The organism is Acinetobacter calcoaceticus ANC 3811 (assembly GCF_000399665.1).
In the GTDB taxonomy this organism is placed as follows: Bacteria; Pseudomonadota; Gammaproteobacteria; order Pseudomonadales; family Moraxellaceae; genus Acinetobacter; species Acinetobacter calcoaceticus_B.
The window spans coordinates 1,922,521-1,943,839 of sequence record NZ_KB976986.1 but is presented as its reverse complement, the minus strand read 5'-3'; the positions used below and the strand labels follow the sequence as shown (position 1 = coordinate 1,943,839).

At 37.9% G+C, this 21,319-nt stretch carries 23 protein-coding genes and 1 other RNA gene; 13 read left to right on the top strand and 11 right to left on the bottom strand.

Annotation, left to right across the window (positions count from 1 at the left end; all coding sequences use genetic code 11):
* Nucleotides 1-179 precede the first annotated feature (179 nt).
* Both lon and F935_RS10355 read right to left on the bottom strand, forming a co-directional pair.
* The gene (lon, locus tag F935_RS10360) at nucleotides 180-2,609 is read right to left on the bottom strand and encodes an endopeptidase La (protein ID WP_016138889.1); all 2,430 of its coding nucleotides are present in this window, start codon (nucleotides 2,607-2,609) and stop codon (nucleotides 180-182) included.
* Nucleotides 2,610-3,064: 455 nt separating this feature from the next.
* On the bottom strand, nucleotides 3,065-3,649 hold the full coding sequence (locus F935_RS10355) for a 5-formyltetrahydrofolate cyclo-ligase (protein ID WP_016138888.1): 585 nt from the start codon (nucleotides 3,647-3,649) through the stop codon (nucleotides 3,065-3,067).
* Between the two features lie 223 nt (nucleotides 3,650-3,872).
* Here F935_RS10355 and F935_RS10350 point away from each other — a divergent pair, with 223 nt between their 5' ends.
* The 3 genes from F935_RS10350 (at nucleotide 3,873) to F935_RS10345 (ending at nucleotide 4,856) form a co-directional block, all read left to right on the top strand.
* On the top strand, nucleotides 3,873-4,217 hold the full coding sequence (locus tag F935_RS10350) for a hypothetical protein (RefSeq protein ID WP_016138887.1): 345 nt from the start codon (nucleotides 3,873-3,875) through the stop codon (nucleotides 4,215-4,217).
* A 114-nt stretch (nucleotides 4,218-4,331) separates the two neighbouring features.
* A complete protein-coding gene (locus F935_RS18445; protein ID WP_016138886.1) occupies nucleotides 4,332-4,445 on the top strand; it encodes a hypothetical protein in 114 nt (37 codons plus the stop codon).
* 90 nt (nucleotides 4,446-4,535) lie between these two features.
* Nucleotides 4,536-4,856, top strand: coding sequence for a hypothetical protein (locus F935_RS10345; protein WP_016138885.1), 321 nt, complete (start codon nucleotides 4,536-4,538; stop codon nucleotides 4,854-4,856).
* 134 nt (nucleotides 4,857-4,990) lie between these two features.
* On the opposite strand, the gene ssrS is transcribed toward F935_RS10345, so the two are convergent.
* The 3 genes from ssrS to F935_RS10335 all read right to left on the bottom strand — a co-directional run bounded on the left by ssrS (nucleotide 4,991) and on the right by F935_RS10335 (nucleotide 6,204).
* Nucleotides 4,991-5,174, bottom strand: a non-coding RNA gene (gene ssrS / locus F935_RS18440) — 6S RNA.
* Between the two features lie 188 nt (nucleotides 5,175-5,362).
* Nucleotides 5,363-5,647, bottom strand: a complete 285-nt coding sequence (locus tag F935_RS10340) for a cell division protein ZapA (protein WP_003652859.1) — start codon at nucleotides 5,645-5,647, stop codon at nucleotides 5,363-5,365.
* Nucleotides 5,644-6,204 (bottom strand): hypothetical protein, encoded by a 561-nt coding sequence (locus F935_RS10335; protein ID WP_016138884.1) that lies wholly within the window; start codon nucleotides 6,202-6,204, stop codon nucleotides 5,644-5,646. Before F935_RS10335 ends, F935_RS10340 begins: the two co-directional genes overlap by 4 nt.
* A 64-nt stretch (nucleotides 6,205-6,268) precedes the next feature.
* Here F935_RS10335 and F935_RS10330 point away from each other — a divergent pair, with 64 nt between their 5' ends.
* From F935_RS10330 to F935_RS10310, 5 genes are all read left to right on the top strand, one after another.
* A complete protein-coding gene (locus F935_RS10330; protein ID WP_016138883.1) occupies nucleotides 6,269-6,898 on the top strand; it encodes a UPF0149 family protein in 630 nt (209 codons plus the stop codon).
* Nucleotides 6,899-6,965: 67 nt separating this feature from the next.
* The gene (pepP, locus tag F935_RS10325) at nucleotides 6,966-8,285 is read left to right on the top strand and encodes a Xaa-Pro aminopeptidase (protein WP_016138882.1); all 1,320 of its coding nucleotides are present in this window, start codon (nucleotides 6,966-6,968) and stop codon (nucleotides 8,283-8,285) included.
* A gap of 31 nt (nucleotides 8,286-8,316) precedes the next feature.
* Entirely contained in the window at nucleotides 8,317-9,525 is a 1,209-nt protein-coding gene (gene ubiH, locus F935_RS10320; protein ID WP_016138881.1) for a 2-octaprenyl-6-methoxyphenyl hydroxylase, read from the top strand.
* Nucleotides 9,522-10,754, top strand: coding sequence for an FAD-dependent monooxygenase (locus F935_RS10315; protein WP_016138880.1), 1,233 nt, complete (start codon nucleotides 9,522-9,524; stop codon nucleotides 10,752-10,754). Before ubiH ends, F935_RS10315 begins: the two co-directional genes overlap by 4 nt.
* A 207-nt stretch (nucleotides 10,755-10,961) precedes the next feature.
* On the top strand, nucleotides 10,962-11,213 hold the full coding sequence (locus F935_RS10310) for a hypothetical protein (protein WP_016138879.1): 252 nt from the start codon (nucleotides 10,962-10,964) through the stop codon (nucleotides 11,211-11,213).
* A gap of 60 nt (nucleotides 11,214-11,273) precedes the next feature.
* Here the strand turns inward: F935_RS10310 and F935_RS10305 are convergent, their stop codons facing one another.
* Nucleotides 11,274-11,675 (bottom strand): MerR family transcriptional regulator, encoded by a 402-nt coding sequence (locus F935_RS10305; RefSeq protein ID WP_016138878.1) that lies wholly within the window; start codon nucleotides 11,673-11,675, stop codon nucleotides 11,274-11,276.
* 65 nt (nucleotides 11,676-11,740) lie between these two features.
* Between F935_RS10305 and F935_RS10300 the strand changes: the two genes are divergently transcribed.
* Nucleotides 11,741-12,382, top strand: coding sequence for a cation efflux transmembrane domain-containing protein (locus tag F935_RS10300; RefSeq protein WP_016138877.1), 642 nt, complete (start codon nucleotides 11,741-11,743; stop codon nucleotides 12,380-12,382).
* Nucleotides 12,383-12,438: 56 nt separating this feature from the next.
* Here the strand turns inward: F935_RS10300 and F935_RS10295 are convergent, their stop codons facing one another.
* Nucleotides 12,439-13,041 carry a LysE/ArgO family amino acid transporter gene (locus F935_RS10295; RefSeq protein ID WP_016138876.1) on the bottom strand — a complete coding sequence of 201 codons (603 nt, stop codon included), beginning with the start codon at nucleotides 13,039-13,041 and terminating at the stop codon, nucleotides 12,439-12,441.
* 105 nt (nucleotides 13,042-13,146) lie between these two features.
* On the opposite strand from F935_RS10295, the gene F935_RS10290 reads away from it, so the two are divergent.
* Entirely contained in the window at nucleotides 13,147-14,037 is an 891-nt protein-coding gene (locus F935_RS10290; RefSeq protein ID WP_016138875.1) for a LysR family transcriptional regulator ArgP, read from the top strand.
* Nucleotides 14,038-14,166: 129 nt separating this feature from the next.
* Here the strand turns inward: F935_RS10290 and rsmI are convergent, their stop codons facing one another.
* Nucleotides 14,167-15,003: a 16S rRNA (cytidine(1402)-2'-O)-methyltransferase gene (gene rsmI, locus F935_RS10285; RefSeq protein ID WP_016138874.1), complete on the bottom strand. Its 837-nt coding sequence runs from the start codon at nucleotides 15,001-15,003 to the stop codon at nucleotides 14,167-14,169.
* 208 nt (nucleotides 15,004-15,211) lie between these two features.
* Between rsmI and F935_RS10280 the strand changes: the two genes are divergently transcribed.
* The 3 genes from F935_RS10280 (at nucleotide 15,212) to F935_RS10270 (ending at nucleotide 17,265) form a co-directional block, all read left to right on the top strand.
* Nucleotides 15,212-15,613 carry a YraN family protein gene (locus F935_RS10280; RefSeq protein ID WP_004793907.1) on the top strand — a complete coding sequence of 134 codons (402 nt, stop codon included), beginning with the start codon at nucleotides 15,212-15,214 and terminating at the stop codon, nucleotides 15,611-15,613.
* Between the two features lie 77 nt (nucleotides 15,614-15,690).
* Nucleotides 15,691-16,398 (top strand): BON domain-containing protein, encoded by a 708-nt coding sequence (locus tag F935_RS10275; RefSeq protein WP_016138873.1) that lies wholly within the window; start codon nucleotides 15,691-15,693, stop codon nucleotides 16,396-16,398.
* Nucleotides 16,399-16,401: 3 nt separating this feature from the next.
* The gene (locus F935_RS10270) at nucleotides 16,402-17,265 is read left to right on the top strand and encodes an alpha/beta hydrolase (protein WP_016138872.1); all 864 of its coding nucleotides are present in this window, start codon (nucleotides 16,402-16,404) and stop codon (nucleotides 17,263-17,265) included.
* Nucleotides 17,266-17,293: 28 nt separating this feature from the next.
* Here F935_RS10270 and nudC read toward each other — a convergent pair whose 3' ends face one another.
* The 3 genes from nudC to dnaQ all read right to left on the bottom strand — a co-directional run bounded on the left by nudC (nucleotide 17,294) and on the right by dnaQ (nucleotide 21,187).
* Complete coding sequence (gene nudC, locus F935_RS10265; protein WP_005303431.1) at nucleotides 17,294-18,037, bottom strand: NAD(+) diphosphatase; 744 nt, start codon at nucleotides 18,035-18,037, stop codon at nucleotides 17,294-17,296.
* Nucleotides 18,037-19,680, bottom strand: coding sequence for a hypothetical protein (locus F935_RS10260; protein WP_016138871.1), 1,644 nt, complete (start codon nucleotides 19,678-19,680; stop codon nucleotides 18,037-18,039). Before F935_RS10260 ends, nudC begins: the two co-directional genes overlap by 1 nt.
* A 130-nt stretch (nucleotides 19,681-19,810) precedes the next feature.
* Nucleotides 19,811-21,187 carry a DNA polymerase III subunit epsilon gene (gene dnaQ / locus F935_RS10255; protein WP_016138870.1) on the bottom strand — a complete coding sequence of 459 codons (1,377 nt, stop codon included), beginning with the start codon at nucleotides 21,185-21,187 and terminating at the stop codon, nucleotides 19,811-19,813.
* Between the last annotated feature and the right edge of the window lie 132 nt (nucleotides 21,188-21,319).

Here is a 21,319-nt window from a genome sequence, read left to right as displayed (position 1 = left end):
TGGAGTTCAGATGATCATAGAGAATAAAAAAACAAGGTTATCTATAAAATAATAGATAACGAAGAATACTTAATTTAATTAAATACTCTTAATACCTATTATGAGGATGGTTGGATATTTTTCAATCAAATTGTGTAACAAAAAAAAGAGAGCCGAAGCTCTCTTTTTTCGTATTTTAATTAGTGACGTGCTGCTTTTGAACCTTCCACCGGTTTTACAATCGGCGTTTTAGGTAAAGGCTTTGGCATTGAAACTAATGCTAAAGGCAAGATGTCATCAATACTTTTCACAGCTTTGATTTCTAAACCTTCTTTAACATTGGCTGGAATTTCTGCCAAATCACGTACGTTATCTTGTGGAATAAATACAAGTTTGATTCCACCACGGTGTGCCGCAAGAAGTTTTTCTTTTAAGCCACCAATACGCATTGCACGACCACCTAAACTTGTTTCACCAGTCATTGCAATATCCGGACGAATCGCAATACCTGTAAATGCTGATACAAGGGCAGTTGTTAATGCTAAACCAGCAGATGGGCCATCTTTTGGTGTTGCACCTTCTGGTAAGTGAACGTGTACATCAGTTTCTTCAAAACGAGAAGCTTCAATACCTAGCTCATCGGCACGTGTACGTACTAAAGTCATTGCTGTAGTAATCGATTCTTTCATTACATCACCAAGTGAACCGGTCGTAATGAATTTGCCTTTACCTTTTACCGCTGCAACTTCAATGGTAAGTAACTCACCACCTACAGATGTCCAAGCTAGACCGTTTACGCGACCTACTTGCGCTTCTTCTTCTGCAATACCGAAGTCAAACTTATGTGGACCTAAGTATTCTGGAAGATTGGCAGAAGTCACATCAAGTTGTAAGTTTTTAGACTTTTTACTTACTGCTTCTTTTACCACTTTACGCGCAATTTTAGATACTTCACGTTCTAAACTACGTACACCAGCTTCACGTGTATAGCGCTGAACAATATCACGAATCGCTTCTTCATGAATTGTTAACTCTTTAGCACGTAGACCGTTGTTCTTAATCGCTTTTGGAACAAGGTAACGTTCAGCAATATTAACTTTTTCATCTTCGGTATAACCCGGTAGACGAATAACTTCCATACGGTCAAGTAATGCCTCAGGAATATTCATGCTGTTTGCAGTACAGATAAACATCACTTCAGAGAGGTCAAGATCAAGATCTAAATAGTGATCGTTGAATTTACTGTTTTGTGATGGATCTAATACTTCAAGCAATGCAGAAGCAGGATCGCCACGGTAGTCTTGTGCCATCTTGTCAATTTCGTCGAGTAAGAACAGAGGGTTCTTCACGCCAACTTTTGTTAAAGACTGCACGATTTTACCTGGCATCGCACCAATATAAGTACGACGGTGACCACGAATCTCAGCTTCGTCACGTACGCCACCAAGTGCCATACGAACAAACTCACGACCTGTTGCTTTCGCAACTGACTCACCAAGTGAAGTTTTACCTACACCAGGAGGACCTACTAAACATAGAATCGGACCTTTGAGTTTTTTAACACGTGATTGAACAGCTAAATATTCAACAATACGATCTTTAACGTCATCTAAGCCGTAGTGATCTGTATCAAGAATTTCTTGAGCTTTCGCAAGGTTAATACTGACTTTGCTCGCCTTATTCCACGGCGTATCTAAAATTACTTCTAGATAGTTACGTACAACAGCTGCTTCACTAGATGCAGGTTGCATTGCTTTAAGCTTACGGAACTCAGCTTCAGCTTTTTTACGTACGTGTTCAGGTAAATCAGCTTCAGCAAGACGTTTTTCTATTTCAGCAACGTCATCTTCAGCGCCACCATTCATGTCAGAAAGTTCACGTTGAATGACTTTCATTTTTTCATTTAGAAAGTATTCACGTTGGTTTTTTTCCATTTGGCGTTTTACGCTGTCATGCAAAGTTTGTTCAATTTGCTGTTCAGCAGATTGATTTACCAAGTAGCTCATAAGTTCTTGCAAATGTGCTTCAAACTCATCGTGCTCTAAAAACTTCTGTTTAATTTCAATATTTAGAGGCACACGTGTTGCCACGAAGAACATAAGCTGTAGTAAGTCTTCAATTTTATTAGCAGCTGCAACCAGTTCACGTGCATTACGTAATTTTGCTTCAGCGTATTGAGCAAATAAAGTACGTAACTCTTGTAAACGAGTTTCTTGAGTAGCTTTATCTACGTTAATTGTCATTGGACTTAAGCTATGTTCAGCCGTCAAATAGCTATCTTCATCGATAATTTTTTCAAGTTTAGAGCGCTGTAACCCTTCAATAAGTACTTTGATACAGTTTTCATCATTCTCATGATTTACGACCTGAACAATCTTAGCGACAGTTCCGTACTGATAAAGGTTATCGTGATCAATATCTTCTGTAAGCGAATCTTTTTGCGCAACTACAAATACTAAATTGTCACTGTTACGAGCCACATCAACTGCATTGATCGATTGTTCACGACCCACGAATAACGCAATTTGCATGTGTGGATAGACCACTACATCACGTAACGCTAAAAGTGGTAATACACTTGGAACCTGAGGCTCTAAGTCAGTTTTTTCATTCATAATAAGTTCAGACATGGGCACTCCTAATGAGTGACAACGAGGTTGCCATGTTTTTTATAGTGATGTGTATTTCAAAAATTACAAGGGCCTATTTATAGAAAATGTGGAAAAAATGACTAATTTAGTCAACTTTTTTATTAAAATATTATGAATCAACGAATTAATTCTTAAGAAGAATAAAATTTTGTAGAAAGGGTAAGTAATTTAGCTTAATAATTATGAAATATTCATATGATAAAAAAATCGTTTGGATAGTAAATAACCATTTTCTTGTGCCATTTATACACAATGTATTGTTAACAATAATGCAAAGCTTATTCGATATTGAACATTAAATAGGCGTGTTAATATAAGTTGGTAAAACGGTCTGTCACGGCAAAGTAATCATCCTTAGGGTGGTTACTTTTTCGTTTTAAGGGACTAAAAAGTAAAAGGATATATTTTAAGTTTTATAAATTTTTATATAAAAATCATCTTTTAAAATAATAAATATGTTGAGGGGTGAGTAAAGCATCTAATGGTTGATCCCAACTTTGACGTTTTAAAGTATGCTCAATAAATTGAAATTGATGCGCCATTCCCAAACGATAAGGCTTATGTTTTGCACTTGCTAGTGTTCGGTCATAATAGCCGCCTCCCATACCAATACGTGTTCCGTAGTGATCACAAGCTAAAAGTGGCATCAACAGTAAATCAAGTTTTGATACATGTTTTCCTCTTGTTGCCATGGGTTCTTTCATACCCAACGGATGATGCGAAAAACGCCGATTTAAATATTGGTTTTTAGATATTCTTACCCAAACTAAATGTTGATTCATAGAACAAATCATAGGTAAATAAACTTTTTTATTTTTTTGAAAACATAACTTTATGAGCAGATCTGTATGAACTTCTCCGAAGGCATGTAAATATAAACCAATTTTTTTTGATGAATGAAAAATAGCAAGACTGTTTAAATGATGGAGGACATTAAGCTGAGCTTGTTTTTGCTCCAATGGGCTTAAAGAGCGTCTTTTAGATCTTAAATTTTTTCTAATAAAACTAAGTTCATTCATGTGTAAATCTAACAAAGATTTGAGATCAGTCGAGCAAAATTATACCTATTTTTCTATAGCTTTATGGAAATAGAGGAGTAATTAAGAAATAACTTTAACTTTACTTGATGTGAGGTATCTTCTTTGGCGTTAAAAAATTCTCTTTCTTTACGTATTACCAGTATTTATTTACATTTAATCAGATAAGAATATTTAAAAAGATGAATGTGAAATTGTTAAGCCTATGAAGTTAAAAATTTTAACCATTACAATAAGCACCGTATTGATGCTTGGTGGGTGCACAAAACAAACAGAACCTGAAGCAGCTGAAGTTGACTATAAAGCTCAATTTGAAGAGTCTGACCGTAAAATTGGAGAGTTTTTAGATCAATTAGATAATCCGAAGATATCACAAGAGGTTAAAGTAAAAATCTTGTGTCATGATTATCCTGAGGTCTATAAGACCCAATATATGCCTGCATTAATCAAAATTTCACCTAAACCTTATACCGAAGAAAAAATGTTGTCAGATTTGAAGAGTGCCACTGACTACTACAAGGATGCTTTAGCGATTAGCTGTAACCAATAAGCCAATTGATGTTTTAACTCTCAAAAAATCCGATAAGTGTGAATTGATTGGCATTATTGAATTGTGATAAATTTCATTTTGTCTTTATAGTTGCTAATTTAGGGGGTTCTAGATATGGAAATCTTGAAATTCTTACAGAGTTTTAATACTGTCGGTACATATTTAACGATTGCTTCAACCATTTTGGCTGGCCTTATTCTATATTTTTATGTAATTAATCCAGCGTGATCTTTAAAAAGAAATAGTAAGAAATTTTCTATTTCTTTTTTAATAATTAAATTCTGTCATTAATTTTAAACTATAAAAAAAGGTAGGGTCATGAAGTTTAGATTATTTCTGCTTAGTTTTTTGGCTTTAAGTTGTTATGCAGACGAAAATGTAAGTGATCCTGAGATTTGTAATGTAGTAAAAAAAGTTGCTTATACTGTCATGGAGGCACGTCAACAAAAAGTTCCATCTGAAGACTTGCAACAGATAGCAAATGGCCTCGAAGATCCTAAAGCCAAACAACTTTATCAAGATTTAATTAATTCGGCTTACTCTGCCAAAGTATTTAGAACCAGTTTCTTTAAAAGAAAGGCAATAGAAGATTTTCAAACAGGCTGGTATGAAGAGTGTCTTAATAGAAATAAAAAATAATATTAGAGAGGGCTGAGTAGATTAATCAGCTAAACTACAATTTAATGTTTTAAAAAGAAAATTTTAGACTGAAAGGTCTGTATGGAAAGCTAAATTAAAATAAATGTTTTGAATTTTTCTTAAAAGTTAAAACTAAATGCTCCGAAGATGCCGCTGCATGTGTCGTTACCCTGAACCCGATGAGTTCAAGGTGGACGCGACGTATACTTGCTGGGTTTCCTACACGAGGGTAGGCATACACTCTAAATATACAGAACACATCCATAAGTTTAAGTATCGGCAGGGGAATAGACCCGCTGGCGAACACCCCAGAGACAATTTAAGTATAACCGATCTGACTATGTTGGCAATCCTCAAATCCTCAGGAACTGTAAACTTAGTTTGCGTTTGATGAAGCTTTGTACACTAATATGCAAAAATCATTTCCAATTGCGCTTAATAGCCTCAATAAAAAACGCCTTGCATCTATTCTTCATAGAGCAAGGCGTTTTTGTATGGATGATTTATTAAACAATTTGTTCAACATCATCCAATATCGTTTGCAGTAAACGTTCACAGTGAGTGTATTCTTGCAAAGACTTATTAAGGCTCAATACTTCTTGAGTCAATTGTAGAGCAACCATAATGACCAGTTTATTGTGCTCAACACGTGGAGCACTACGACGCATCTCATTAAATTTCTCATTGAGAAGTTCTGCTGCACGTTCAAGTTCGTCTTTTTTATCTAGCGTAGTCGCGAGTCTAAAGGTCTGCTCAATCAGCCTAAGCTCTACCATGACTTGTTCACTCATGATTGGGTCTCCTCACCAGTTTCAGCATTAGGATGGGCAAGCTGCTGAATTTCTTGAGCATGCTGATCTTGGGCAGTGCCTAAAATTCCTAAACGTTGAATAATGGCTTCAACTTTTGATTTAGCAAGCTCATTTTTTTGTAACAAACGATCACGATCTTGTTGTAAATCATGAAGCTCTTGCTGAGTTTGACGTTGGTGGGCTTGTAACTTTTCTTTTGCAACACGTAATTCATTGCGTTCGGCAAGAATTTCTTGAAAACGATTTTTTAAATCAGTCGTACTTTTTTCTAATCGACTATAACGTTCAGCAAGTGTGTTAGCATCCTGATTCAATTGTTGAAATTGACCTTTTAACTGAGATAGTTGCTCAGTTACCGACTCAATTTCCTCTTGTTTTTTAGTGATAATACTATTTTTTTGCACAACTTGTGCGTGATGCTCTGTTTCAGCCAGTTCTTTAGCTTCCGAGAGTGTCGCATGTTCACTCTCTAAATGATGTAAGCGTGTTTTTAATACGCTAATATGCGCTTGTAGCCGCTGTAATTGTTCTAACATAACGAGGTCGCACAGAATTGCAATCAAAGGTAATATATACAAAGTATAGAGATTGGATAAACGAATGCAAGACGATATTTCAGGCTGGACAGATTGGAACGCTCATTTTGAAGGAATTGAAGAAATTTCAAGCCCTAGTGAGTTACATGGTCTATTAACAGGTATTGTTTGTGTGACAGAAGCGCCAACGCGTGAAGAATGGTCACAAATTTTAACAACCCTTAATGTGCCAGAGTTAAGTGAAGATGCTCTAACACTTTTAACTGATGAAGCAGAAGATGTCGTTCACGCTATATCTGATGATGAATTAGATTATTTACCTATGCTTCCTGATGATGACCACCTTCTTCAAGAGCGTGTACAAGCTTTATCAGATTGGTGTGCAGGTGTTGTATTAGGTTTTGGGTTGGCATCGGGTCATATTCGTCCAGATGAACTTGAATTAATTGAGAACCTTCAAGATATTGCAGCAGTCGAATTTGAAGACTCTGATAATGATGAGGAAGGTGAAAGCAGTTATGAAGAATTATATGAATTTGTACGCTTAATTCCTGTAAGTTTGTCTATTGGCAGAAAAAAAATTACTGTAACTGAAAGCTCTTTATTGAAAAACTTTCATGCGAAAAGTAAATCTGCTGCTGTAGCTACAGAAAAAAATGTTGTAGAAATGTTTACTCCACATCGCCCAAGCTAATTGAGGCGATGTGTTATTGGTTGTATTTTATTTTTTGACTTTAAAATTCTAAATCAAGTAGATCATTATGAAATTGCCTCAAGCTGATTTTCGACATCGTAGAGACCGTCTGGCAGAAAAAATGGGTCCAAACAGCATTGCAATTATTGCAACGCGTGAGGAAATGTACCGTAATCGTGATGCGGATTATAAATTCCGTGCCGATAGTAGTTTTTTCTATTTGACGGGTTTTGCTGAGCCTGAGGCAGTTGCTGTCATTGAAACCTTTGACGATGAAGACTATAGCTATAGTCTTTTTTGCCGTGAACGTAATCGCGAGATGGAAATCTGGAATGGTTTCCGTGCCGGAGTTGATGGTGCAGTTGAAGACTACGATGCTGATGAAGCATATGTAATTGATTTGCTTGATGAAGAAATTATTGAAAAATTATTAAATAAAGAGCGTCTTTATTATCGGATTGGGCACAATGCTGCGTTTGATGCGCGGGTGAGTCAGTGGATTAAAAAAGCAGATGACGAACACCGACATGAGAGTGCTCCAGCTCAATTGGTCCAGCTCGACCGTATTGTTGATGAAATGCGTTTAGTTAAGTCACCGCAAGAACTTGACTTAATGCAAATTGCTGCAAATATTAGTGCTGAAGCACATACGCGTGCGATGCAAACGGTACACCCAGAGATGATGGAATATGCTCTTGAAGCTGAACTTAATTATATTTTTGGGAAAAATGGTTGTGTCCCGTCTTATAACAGTATTGTAGGCGGTGGTGCGAATGCTTGTGTTTTACATTATGTTGAAAATAACAAGCTACTCAAAGATGGTGATTTAGTTTTAATTGATGCTGCATGTGAATATGAATTCTATGCGTCAGATATTACCCGTACTTTTCCGGTCAATGGTAAATTTAGTGCTGAGCAAAAAGCATTATATGAAGTTGTATTGGCTGCCCAATATGCAGCGATTGATGCAGTACGTATTGGTAATTCATACCGTGAGCCTCATGAAATAGCAGTTAAAATTTTAACTAAAGGTCTAGTTAATTTAGGTTTGCTCAAAGGTGATGTTAACGAACTCATCGAAACCGAAGCATACCGTCAGTTTTATATGCATGGCACAGGTCATTGGTTAGGCATGGATGTACACGATGTCGGATCTTACAAAAAAGGTGAAGACTGGCGTCAATACGAAGAAGGTATGGTGATTACAGTGGAACCTGGTTTATACATTGCACCAGATGATGAAACTGTAGATGAAAAATGGCGTGGTATTGGTATTCGTATTGAGGATGATGTGGTAGCAACATCGAAAGGACCACGAGTTTTAACTGCCCATGTGGTTAAAGATATTGCAGATATTGAACATTTAATGGCGCAAGCTAAAGCATAATTAAACGTATTCGCCAAAGGAGCAAAATTCGATGCAACAACAAGTGATTATTGTAGGTGGGGGAATGGTTGGCTTGAGCCTTTCACTCATGCTGGCGAAGGCTAATATTGCGGTAAAGCTATTAGAAGCTGTGAGATACCCAAACTATGATGATCAAAATGTTGCTCCTTACCATTCGAGTTTTGATGCACGTAATACGGCTTTATCGCGTCGTAGCGTACAGATTTATCAGAAGCTGGGGTTGTGGGATGCATTACAGCAACATGCGACTCCAATTTTGCAAGTCCATATTACAGAGCAAGGTAGTTTTGGCAAGGCACGTTTAATTGCAGAACAAGAAAAAGTCGAAAGCTTTGGTCAGGTAATTGAAAATGCTTGGCTTGGACGTGTACTTTTAACTCAAGTGCGCCAACAACCTTTGATTGAACTAATTGATGGTGTACAGGTTACCGCTTTAACTCAAGATGCCGAACAAGTACATATTGAAGCTTTGCGTGGTGAGGAAACTTTAAAACTTGAGTCAAAATTATTAATTGCGGCTGATGGACGCGATTCTTTTTGTCGTCAGGCAATTGGCGTGGGTGTTGATGTTCACGACTATGATCAGGTTGCAATTGTGACTACGGTTCAGACATCAAAACCGCATGAACAGGTAGGTTTTGAACGGTTTAGTGCATTAGGCCCTTTAGCTTTATTACCTTTACCCGGTGAGTACCGCCGTTCAGTGGTATGGCCTGTGAAAAAAGGCACCGAAAATGAATGGCTAGGTGATGAAAATGACCAACACTTTTTAAGTGCTTTGCAACAAACTTACGGTGACCGAGCGGGTAAATTTGAAAAAACGGGTAAACGTTTTAGCTATCCACTTTCACAAGTGCTTGCGCATAAACAAGCTGTTGGTCGCGTTATTTTAATGGGTAATGCAGCGCATACAATTCATCCTGTTGCAGGACAAGGCTTTAATTTATGTCTACGTGATGCCGATGTTTTAGTGCGTTATTTAGTGAACCAGTTAAGCACTTCTGATGATTTAGGTAACCCAGATAACTTACTTGCCTATGAGCAAGCTCGTTTATCAGATCAGCAGCGGGTTATTAAGTTCTGTGACACTGTAGTTCGTGGTTTTAGTAACCAAAACCCATTATTAAAATTAATTCGTAATACGGGATTAATTGCATTTGATGTTATTCCGGGTGTAAAACCATTGGTGGCTAACTATGCAATGGGGTTAAAAGCATGAGTGAAGTGTTGGATGTCGTCATTATTGGTGGTGGATTGGTTGGAGGTTTAACTGCTTTGTTACTTGCGCAAGGTGGGGTGCAACCCACAGTGCTTGATGCGGCTCCTGTACTTGATGTTGAGAAAACATTAAGCGTGATGAATCCACGTGTTTTAGCACTTAGCCAAGCGACCATTCATTTGCTTAAAACGGTAAATGTTTGGGATGATCTTGCTCGTCAAATGCCTTATACAGGCATGCAGGTCTGGAATCTAAATGGCTACGGTGAAATTAATTTTGGCCAAGAGTCGCAACTAAGACCGATGCCAGAGCAAGCCTTGGGTTCTATGGTGGAACCCAGTGTACTGAACGTTGCCATTCAGCAAAAAATGTTGCAGCAGCTTACAGATTACCGTACTCAAGTGCGTGTTACACGTATTGAGCAGGGCGTAGGATGTTGGCATATTCAATTAGCAGATGGCACTACGCTTAAAACTAAACTTCTTATTGGTGCAGATGGTGCGAATTCGTTTGTACGTGAACAGGCTTTTATTGACCTCGATGTACTAGATTACAAACAAGCAGCCATTAGCTGTGCAATCAGAACAGCAAAGCCTCATCATTATGTTGCCCGCCAAATTTTCTTACCTACAGGACCTTTAGCATTTTTACCTATGGCAAGTCTTGAAGAAACTGAGAACGGATACTGGCAATCCATTGTCTGGACACTACCAGATGATTATGCCGATGAATATTCAGCTTTAAACGATACTGCGTTTATGCAACTTTTAACTCAAGAAAGCCAACACATGTTGGGTGAGGTGTTAGAGGTTCGTTCAAGAGCACAATTTCCGCTCAAAGCTCGTGCTGCAAAACAATATGTAAAAGCAGGTTTAGCTTTGATTGGTGATGCTGCACATGTAATTCATCCACTTGCTGGACAAGGGGTAAATATTGGCTGTCTTGATGCCGCAGTACTGTGTGATGTATTGCTTCACGATTTAAACCGTGGTGTATGGGCGCATGAGCAAACTTTAATGCGCTATGAACATCGCCGTAAAGGTCAGAATGATGCAATGATGCATAGCATGTCGGCAATTGGTTGGCTTGAAAGTAGTGAGCTATTTCCAGTCGTGTGGGCTCGTAATATGGGGCTTAAGCAAGTTGAGCTGACTCCGGTTTTAAAAGATCGATTTATGCAACAAGCAAATGGTTTAGGGGCTTTACAAAGTACCCGCTATAAGCATTAAAATATTCACTGGGCCTATACTCTACTAAGCGAATTCAATGCCAGTAGATATTTTTTGAACAATCATTTATATATCATTACCAATTTGGTCATAAAAGATACGGAAGTGACCAAATTGGCTCTTTGCTAAACGCAAAGAGATTGCTAAATTTCTGAGGTCTTGGGACCATAGCGATGATGCAATAAAAATCATTGTGGGGAGTGTGAAATGTCAGATATCAATGATTATGAAGATGCAGAAGATTCTGCTGTAGATGAAGATGAAGCGAAAGCAGCCGAAAGCGGTGCAGCTGATGAAGAAGTAGGCGGTATGAGTGATACTGATCTTGCTGAGGCAGAAACGCTGACTGTAACTGCTAAACAGAAACAGCGCCAAGCGCTGGAAGATGAAATCGCCGCATTTTTAGCTCGGGGTGGGAGAATTACCGAAGTTCCTCCTGATGAACATAGCGACCATTAATCTTAAAAAAGCATCACATGAGTGGTGCTTTTTTATTTGTGTAAATTTACTAAAATAGGTTTAAGGCGAGCTTTGCAGTTCTTTTAAAATTCCACATTCATCTACTGTTCGATTGGTAGAGCAGTGCTGTTTTAAATCAATTAAAGATTCTTTTAAAAGCAATAATCGTTCAATTTTTTCAGATACTTCATTTAAATATTTATCTACTAGGTTATCAATTTTTGTACATGCCTGTTTAGGCTGAGTTTTCATTTCTTTTAACGTTTTAATATCACTGAGTGAAATATCTAATTCTCGGCAATGCTTAATAAACAATAGGTCGTTGAATGTCTGCTCGGTATAAATACGATAATTATTTTCTGAACGTTGGATACGGTCCAACACACCTACTTTTTCGTAATAACGGATCGTATCAATTGGAACATCCGCTTTTTTTGATAATTGACCAATAGAAAGATTCATAAGGCTTGACTCTGGAGCTACTCAAAGGTTTTTAATGACTATAAAAGAGTTTTAGAGGAAATAAAATGGCTGGATGTGGTTGTGCTTCAACATGTTCTCCTTCAAAGAAAGTGAGTCCACGTTTTAGAAGAGCATTATGGATTGCACTTGTGATCAATGCTTTGATGTTTGTAGTTGAAATATTGGGCGGTTATAAAGCCCAATCTGTTTCATTGTGGGCCGATGCATTAGATTTTGCCGGAGATGCAGCAAATTATGCATTATCTTTAGTCGTGCTTTCGATGAGTTTGTATTGGCGCGCAACAGCTGCATTACTTAAAGGAATAACGATGACAGCTTTTGGTGTTTTTGTTATTGCAAAAGTGGTTTTGTCGTATTTTCATGGTGTTCCGCCCGAACCTATGGTGATGGGAGCAATTGGCGTGATGGCTTTAATTGCTAACGTTTCAGTTGCGCTTATGCTCTATGCGTACCGTGATGGAGATGCCAATATGCGTTCTGTCTGGTTGTGTAGTAGAAACGATTCTATTGCCAATATTGCTGTGATTTTAGCGGCCGTTGGCGTATTTGGAACAGGTAGTGTATTTCCCGATTTATTTGTTGCCTTTGTCATTGCGTACTTGGGCGTGTCTTCTGGTTATGCTGTCATAAAACAGTCTCAGCAAGAAAGAAAACAGTCAAAACTGGTGTTGGGTTCTCAAGCATAATTTTGAGCGTATAAAAAGTACCATTCAGACATGGTACTTTTTACTGTTTGAATGCATTAGATGAGAAGCGATATTGCGATACTCCACATAACACAACCAATAATGAAATCTAAAACTTTCCATGCTTTAGGATTGATAAATAATGGTTTTAATAACCTTGCGCCATAACCTAAGCTGAAAAAGAAAATCCAAGAGGCAACAATGCTGCCCAAAGCAAAACTAATTTTGTCTTCTAGCTGAGTTGCAACTGAACCAATCAGAACAATGGTATCCAAATAGACATGGGGGTTAAGCCAAGTAAAGGCGAGACAGGTCACTAGTGCTTGAGTTAAAGTCTGTTTCTGGCTGCTATCAAGCTCCATGCTTTGGGTGGTTTTTAAGGCAGCATAGAATGCTTTCGCACCATAGACCAATAAGAATGTTGCCCCTAAATATTTAGCGACTGTAATTAAGATGGGTGATGCTGTCATGATTTCGGCAAAACCTAATACACCAAAAGCGATTAGAATTGAGTCGGACAGCGCACAGATTAAACATAACCAAAATACATATTGCTGTTTAAGTCCTTGTTTTAGAACAAAAGCATTTTGCGCTCCAATTGCTACAATAAGCCCGCTACCAATACCGAAACCTTTAAAAAATATACTAAGAGAGAACATAACAATAAGGTGAAAAAATCAGATGTGGGAATTATCTGACTTTTTCTTAAGAAATAAGTAAAATTAAGAATATTTAGGTTTAGCTAAAAAAAATTTAGGTTTGATATGTTAGATAGCAAACAATGTGAAGCCTTTCTTGCAGTAGCAGAAGTGGGAAGTTTTGATGCGGCAGGTAAGCATTTATATATTACGCCCTCAGCAGTGTCCTTACGCGTGCAAGCTTTAGAAAAGTATTTAGGTCAAATTTTAATTATACGTGGACGCCCATGCGTACTCACACAAGCTGGGCAAACGTTATTGCAACATTTACGTCATACGAGAATAATGGAGCAAAATTTATTACAAGGTTTGATGGGCAAGTCATCTGAGTCGGAGTTTTATAAAATTGCTCTAGCTTCCAATGCAGATTCGCTAGCGACTTGGCTTTTACCTAGCATTCAGCAAACCCTTTTTAAAGAAAAAATAGTCTTAGAACTAAAAATTGATGACCAATCGCATACGCATACTTTATTAGAAACAGGACAAGTCAACGCGTGTATCTCGGCAGAAGAGCAGGTCATGTCCGGTTGTTTAGCTCAACCACTCGGGGAAATGCGTTATAAAATGTTGGCTTCTGCTGAATTTGTGGCTGACTGGTTTAAACAGGGCGTAAACCGAGAAACTTTAAGAAATGCACCCGCTGTAATTTTTAACCACAAAGACCTCATGCATTCAGAGGTATTACTGAAATATTATGGGTTGCCTTTGCAGAGCTATCCTTATAGTTTTATTCCTGCCACAGATGCCTTTGTGAAAGCAATCCAATTAGGTTTGGGATATGGCATGGTGCCCGAGCTTCAGGTTCAATCTTTACTAAATAATGGAACTTTAGTGGATGTTATCCCTGATGCTGAGCTAGACATTCCGTTATATTGGCACCATTGGAAAAGGCAGTCTAAACAGTTAGATGCACTAACAGAGACTATTGTGGAGTCAGCAAAACGCATATTGAGATAGCGATTAGGTATTTTAAAAGCCAGAAAGTTTGTTCAGATTTTGAAGTAATTTTATCTGTAATATTATTATTCAAAATTAACAGATGGTGATGACAAATAATCTATGTCATCACCATATCTAATTAAAAAATTAAGATTGAGTTAACTCGAGCGCACGTTGATAAGCGACTTTCTTCTTAATTCCTGTTAAATCGGCAGCAAGTTGAGATGCAGCTTTAACAGATAAGTCTTGAAGTAAACGCTTTAACAGTTCATCTAGTTTTTCTTGTTCTAGATCTGTTTTTGCCGCTGCACCACCCACAACCACTACAATTTCACCTTTTTCTTGATTGTGGTCATTTTCAATGAAGCTGACCAAATCTTTTAAGGTCATTTTTTTGATGGTTTCAAATGTTTTTGTAATTTCACGTGCAAACCCTACAGGACGGTCTTCACCAAATACCTGAGCCATATCTTTAATAGACTCTAAAATACGATGGGGTGCTTCATAGAAAATTAAGGTTTGAGTTTCGTTCTTAAGTTTTTCTAATTGAGAAATACGTTGTGACGCTCTAGATGGCAGAAAGCCTTCAAAGCTAAAACGGTCACTTGGCAAACCTACCGCACTTAAGGCAGCAATAGCAGCACACGCACCTGGCACAGGAACGACTCTGATGCCATGTTCTTGAGCAGCGCGGACTAATTTAAAGCCTGGGTCACTGATGAGCGGTGTACCTGCATCACTAATTAACGCAACGCTATCGCCAGCAAGTAGTTTTTGAACTAACTGCTCAATTTTATTGCTTTCATTGTGATCATGACATGCAGTAAGTTGAGTCGATATATTATAGTGCTTAAATAATTGTGCTGATTGACGCGTATCTTCGGCAGCTACAATAGAAACTGATTTTAAAATATCAATTGCACGGAAAGTCATATCATCTAAGTGCCCGATTGGGGTGGCTACAACAAATAACTGAGCACTCATTTGGTCTTACTCCGTACAGATAAACAATTTTAATGGAGTAGTTTACCCGAAATTATGATTTGGGCGTGAACAATGTCTGCTAGCTTGAGCTTTTCGAAAAAGATCTGATTTTCATTTGTTCGATTTAGAGTTGATGCGACAGATGAATTTAAGAAAATAACTTACGCATAAAAACATCTAGAGATGCTTTTTATTGGGGAAAATAAAAATGCTATTAGCACAACAGTTGGGGAAATGGGCAGAGCAAACTGCTTTAAGCCTTTTACAAGCACAAAACTATGTATGGGTCACAAGTAATTACCATTCACGCCGTGGCGAAGTGGATTTAATCGTCAAAAGAGGGCAAGAGTTAGTTTTTGTTGAAGTAAAAGCACGCACTATAGGAAATTATGGGCAGGCTTGTGAAATGGTAACGTGGACAAAACAGAAGAAAATTATCAAAACCGCAATGCGTTTTTTACAGCGCTATCCATCTTATCAGGATTTTTATTGTCGTTTTGATGTGATTTGTTTTGATTTTCCACAGAAAATTGCAAAAACAGTACAGCATGACTTTTCAAAATTCCATTATGATCTGCAATGGATCGAAAATGCATTTACTTTGGATTAAGAGTTCATTACTCTTTTGAGCAAATTTAAGTCTGATGCTTTATGATCAAGCCAAGAAATTGATAGGAGTCTGGTGGAGTGTTAAAACGTATTGCTGTAACAATGCTTTGTGTCGCAAGTTTATCAGGTTGCGCAAGTTTTATTTCTGGTGGAACAGGCACAGCTCCAGTGGGCACAGATAGTGGTGTTCGCAGTCTAGGCCAAGTATTCATTGACTCTTCAATTAAACGTACAGCAAATATCAACATTTACAAACTTGATCAACGTTTCAAGCAGTCACGTATTAATATCGAAAGCTTCCACAGTACAGTTTTATTAACTGGCCAAGTACCAGACCCGTACTTGAAACAATTGGCAGAAGACAACCTTAAAGCCATGAGTGATGTGAAAGCCGTACATAACTATATTACGGTGGGTAACAAAGTTAGCTATAACACCATCATGCAAGATGCGGGTGTAACAGCAAATACGCGTGCTCTTTTAATGAAAGCACCTGTGGTTTCTGATAGTAAGGTTCTTGTACATACCGAAGATGGTGTGCTTTATGTAATGGGACGTTTAAATACTGCTGAAATTAATGATTTAAACAGTGTTTTACAAAACGTTGGTAACGTCACCAAAATTGTCACTTTAATTGATAATATTGATTTGGCACCTGCTCCAGCAGCAAGTTCTGGTAATACAACGACTACGCCGATTATTAATAACGTCATTGCTCAACCAACAGTTCAAACACCTGTTGCAATTGATCCTGACCAAACAGATCCTGCTTCGACTGCACAGTAATATATGAATCTGATTGAACAAGTACAAAGCAAAATTGAACAGGCGCGAACTCTTTATAAAGATTTCCGCCTGTATGATTTGGGGAGTTTTGCTTTAAACCGTTTTACGCCAAAAGATGGTTTTGAGCAGGTTCCAAATGTTCGTTATGGCCTAAAGCCTCGCCACCGTTTGGATGTTTACCGATCTGTTAAAAAGCTAACTCATCAGCCCCTTATTGTTTTTGTACATGGTGGGGCTTGGCAACATGGTAATAAACGAGATTATCTTTTTATTGGTGAGACATTTGCCAAAGAAGGCTATGACGTTGCTGTGATTAACTATCAGTTAGCACCTAAAAATATTTTCCCAAGTTTTGTTGATGACCTGACTCAGGCATTGAACTATTTGCATCAAAACCAAGACAAGCTAGAAATCTCTACAGAAAATATTGTACTTATGGGGCATTCGGCAGGTGCATTTAATGTCATGTCTGCTGTTTATCACCCTGATTCAACTAAAATTGAGTGCCTAGGGAAAATTAAGGCAATAATTGGTTTAGCTGGGCCTTATCATTTTGACTACAAGGGTGACCCACTGGCCGAAGATGCATTTGATCAAGGCATCTCTTATAAAGAAGTCATGCCATATTATTTCGTCAATCAAAATAATATTAAGCATTACCTTTTGATGGCTGAAAATGATCAGATTGTGAAAAAACACAATACTTTAGATATGGATTTAGCACTTAGAGAAAAGGGAAATCACAGCCATATCGCCGTGATTCCTAAAACTGGACATATTACAATTTTGGCCAGTCTTTCTAGTTTTATTAGTCATTATTTCAGGACTAAAAGAACGATCTTACATTTTCTTGAAGAAGTATTTTAAACGATATTCTCGTTTAAAATACGGCAGATTACCCAGCTTGGGTAATCTGCATAATCATTGAATGAGCAATACTACCTTTAAATGGAATTTCGGGTAATTGATCAATTTTGAAGAATTGTGCATCTGCAATTTCTTCTTCTTGTAGCTTAATTTCACCAGACTCATATTCTGCTCTAAAAGCAACCATAAGGTTACTTGGGAACGGCCAAGGCTGACTTGACATATATTGAACATTTTTGAGTCTTAGGCCTACTTCTTCAAAAGCTTCGCGTTGTACCGCTTCTTCAAGAGTTTCTCCAACTTCAACAAAACCCGCGATCAAACCATACATGTTGGTTTTATTGTGAACTGACTTCGCCAGCAAGATTTCATCATCACCTCGCGTAATGACGGTAATAATGCAGGGGTTTACACGAGGATATTGGTGATAGCGACAAGAAGGACACACCATTGCATATTCGGTTGGGTGAACTTCTGTTGGGTGTCCGCAGTGACTACAAAACTTATGATTGCGTCGCCATTCAAGTAACTGTACAGCACGGCTTGCTTGCAAGAACTGTTCTTTTGACCAACTTGTAATGAGTTGGCGAATTGGAACAAGTTGTAAGCCTTCGGGGATAGGTTCCTCAGCAAGCAAGTCACGTGCAATGACCTGCTCATCATGAGTGAAAAGTAAATCACTTGCTAACTTTTCGACTTTGGGCAGTTGAAGGTTTTGGTCAACCAGTAATTGTTGATGATGAAAAATATAAGCAAGTGATAATTCAGACATTAAGCTGCCTTTTCTTGAAGTTGTTGACTACTCGACAATGCTACATCAAACATAGATTGTAGAACAGGTTGTTTGTTTTTTAAATTGTCAACCAACATGTCAAGGCCCGCTAATACGTTAAAAATACAGTGAATTTGGTCTGTATTAAAAGGCTGGTTTTGTTCAAGTTGTTGTTGAACAAATTGAGCAGTTTGAAGTAAAGCATCTTGTTGAATGGTACTTCCGAGAAATTCGGCGGCACCCGCTAGTTCTTTTAGTGAACCTGCAATTGCTTCAATATTTTGTGTTGGATCATTTGCATACAACGTAAGGCTCTGACAAATAAAATCAATTAAATTTTTTGTCTCGATGAGTAAGGCTTGATGTGCCTCATCAAGACGATCTAAGGAAATATTCGTATTGTTCACGTTAAGTTGTAAGCGACTAGACGTATATTGGCGGACCAAAATACCAATTGAGTTCATGGCAGACAAAATGCTGTCCATAAGCTGCTGAGCATAGTTTTCATTACTTAATATATTGAGCTGACTTAAGCTACTCGCTTGTTGAGAAAGTTGAGATGAAGCTTCATCAAGGTTAAGTAGCTTAAATGTATATGCGAGCTGTAAAAGACTTGTTTGTAATTGCTGTGCTTTTTCAGTCGACATATTTTGATAGTTATACTCAATATCGTTACGCACTTTGTTCATTTCGCTCAAAATTAATTGGCTGACTGCGTGCATAGTTTCAAAATCAGGACCAAAAAGATGGCGGCTTAAAACCAGTAGTTGCGTGTCTGTTTGTATTTCATCGCCAATATGCAGTTGGTTGCGAATATGGTGCGCAAACTCATCTTCCTGAGCGATAACGATACTTAAAATATCTGCAAGGGCAGCTAAATCGGGCTTAAAAGTTTCTGGAGTTGCTAGGAACTGACCAATATAACTTTCAATATTAATGAGTATGCGTAGGTGTGAATCATTTAAAAGCAAGTTATCGATATGATCGAAAGCATAATTTACGAGTTGCCAATATTGTTGGCTTGGCTGATGGTTTGCCATGCTGACTAAATAGGTCGCAATCAGTTTAAAAGCTTGAAAATTATGCGTAGCTTCTGTCTTGTTTAAAAATTGATGCAGAGATAGCTTGTAGAGCTGATGAATAAACTGAGTTTGTTCATTTATAAACACTTCTGGAGATGGAAGTTCAAGTGAAGTATTTGCAAGTAAAGGAGCAATCGCTTGTCCAGAAGATGTCAGCGGTTTATTTAAAGCTAATTCTAAATTATTTAAGGTATTAAGAAGAAACTGAGGTACTTGTAATTCACGCAAACAGATAAACTCAATATATCGTTTTACCATAGTCGTGCCTTCACTCAGTGCAACGACATCGTTCGTATTAATTTGCGTTGGCTTCGCAATAATTTTTTGCATTAGCTCAGTTGAATATTGAGTAATTTTTGCAAGATAGGGGATATCAATTAAACGTAGGACTTGAGTGCATTGCTTAAATTGTTCTAATGCATCATCAATACCAAAAGGGAGTGTTTGTTCTTCAATTAAAGTACTTACTGCACCTTCAACCAGTTTTATTGAGCGATCAATTTCATGTTTAATGATGAGTAAAGCTGTTGGATCGAAATGAATCGAAGTATGCTCAGACATAAACGTTCCCCTTTGCAAAAAAATCAATTGTTATATTCGTAGTGCTCGGTAATTTGAGCTAAAAATCTATGTGACTAATATAACTTAACTTACAAAGGGGAAAAGCTAAAAACGCTAAAGAATCAAAAATTTATTTTGCAAAAAGGCAAGGTTCTCCATGTTTTTTCTCAAATTCTTTGACCCAAGTCTCATGTGTATTGAGCTCTTCTTCGGAAGGATGAATAACTGGTAAGTCAATTTGAACCCTAGTTTTATTTGCTGTGTTCAGGCTGTTTTCACTTTGAGATAAAGCATCTATATCAAAAGAAACCTGTCCACCTGTCATTGCTAGGTAAACGTCTGAAAGAATTTCAGCATCCAGTAATGCGCCGTGGAAAGTACGGTCACGTGCTGGAATTTCATAACGTCTTACAAGGGCATCAAGCGAGTTTTTTTGTCCCGGATGTTTGCTTTTTGCTAAAGCTAAAGTATCTGTTACCTCACATACTTCCGAAAGCGCGGGAAGGCCAGCGCGTCTAAACTCCATATCAAGGAAGTTCATATCGAAGGTTGCGTTGTGGGCGATAATCTCTGCGCCTTTTAAATAATCAAAGAGCGTGTCAGCAATTTCTGCATAGAGCGGTTTATCTTTTAAGAAGTTATCACTGATACCATGGATATTTTCTGAGTCGCCTACGGGTTTTTGCGGGTTAATATAAATATGAATTGAGCTACCGGTGAGTTTCCGGTTAATCATTTCAATAGCGCCCACTTCAATAATTCGGTCGCCATCTTGGAAATAAAAACCAGTGGTTTCCGTATCGAGAATCAGTTGTCGAGGCCCTTGTAATTGTAGTTTGGCTTCGGTCACAACAACTTGAGGATGAATATTATTAATGGGTTGTTTACTTTCTGGCTCAGCAGCTTCAACTTCAATAACTTCTTCTTCCACAATAATCATCTCAACTTCTTTAGGCTGTTCAAGATCAATATTATCTTCTTCGGCTACTTCTGCCATGTCAAACCCAAAAGGGTCATCAAGCAACCAATCCTCTTCAGGCTTTTTTATATCTTGCAGGGCAGTTGCTTGAACTGTTTTTTTTTGCAATGCAGTTTGATCGGCTCCGATATTGGCAAGCTCATCGGCCATTTCATTGCCAGCATGTCCAGCATGGCCTTTAATCCAATGCCACTCAATATTTCGACCAGCACATACAGCATCTAATTTTTGCCAAAGGTCAGGATTTTTTACATCTTTCCAGTTTTTCTTTTTCCAGCCATGAATCCACTCAGTAATCCCTTGCTTCACATAATTTGAATCTGTCCAGATAATTAAATGAGCATCGGTTGGGCAAAATGCAACGCCTTCAATCGCAGCTGTGAGTTCCATGCGGTTATTGGTTGTATCCGGTTCACCACCAAATAGTTTATGTTCACCCTGCTCGGTAATGACATATGCGCCCCAACCACCTAACCCCGGATTGCCACGACATGCACCATCAACATACAGTGTGATTGTTTGAGACATAAATCGAAACCTAAACTAAAAGAAAAAGAACTGAATATGGTGTATTGTATACGCAAAAAGTTCGGTTCCATCGTAACAAAGCAAGGTTTTTTTAATTTCTTGTAACATTTCCATGCAAATGACATCAAATTA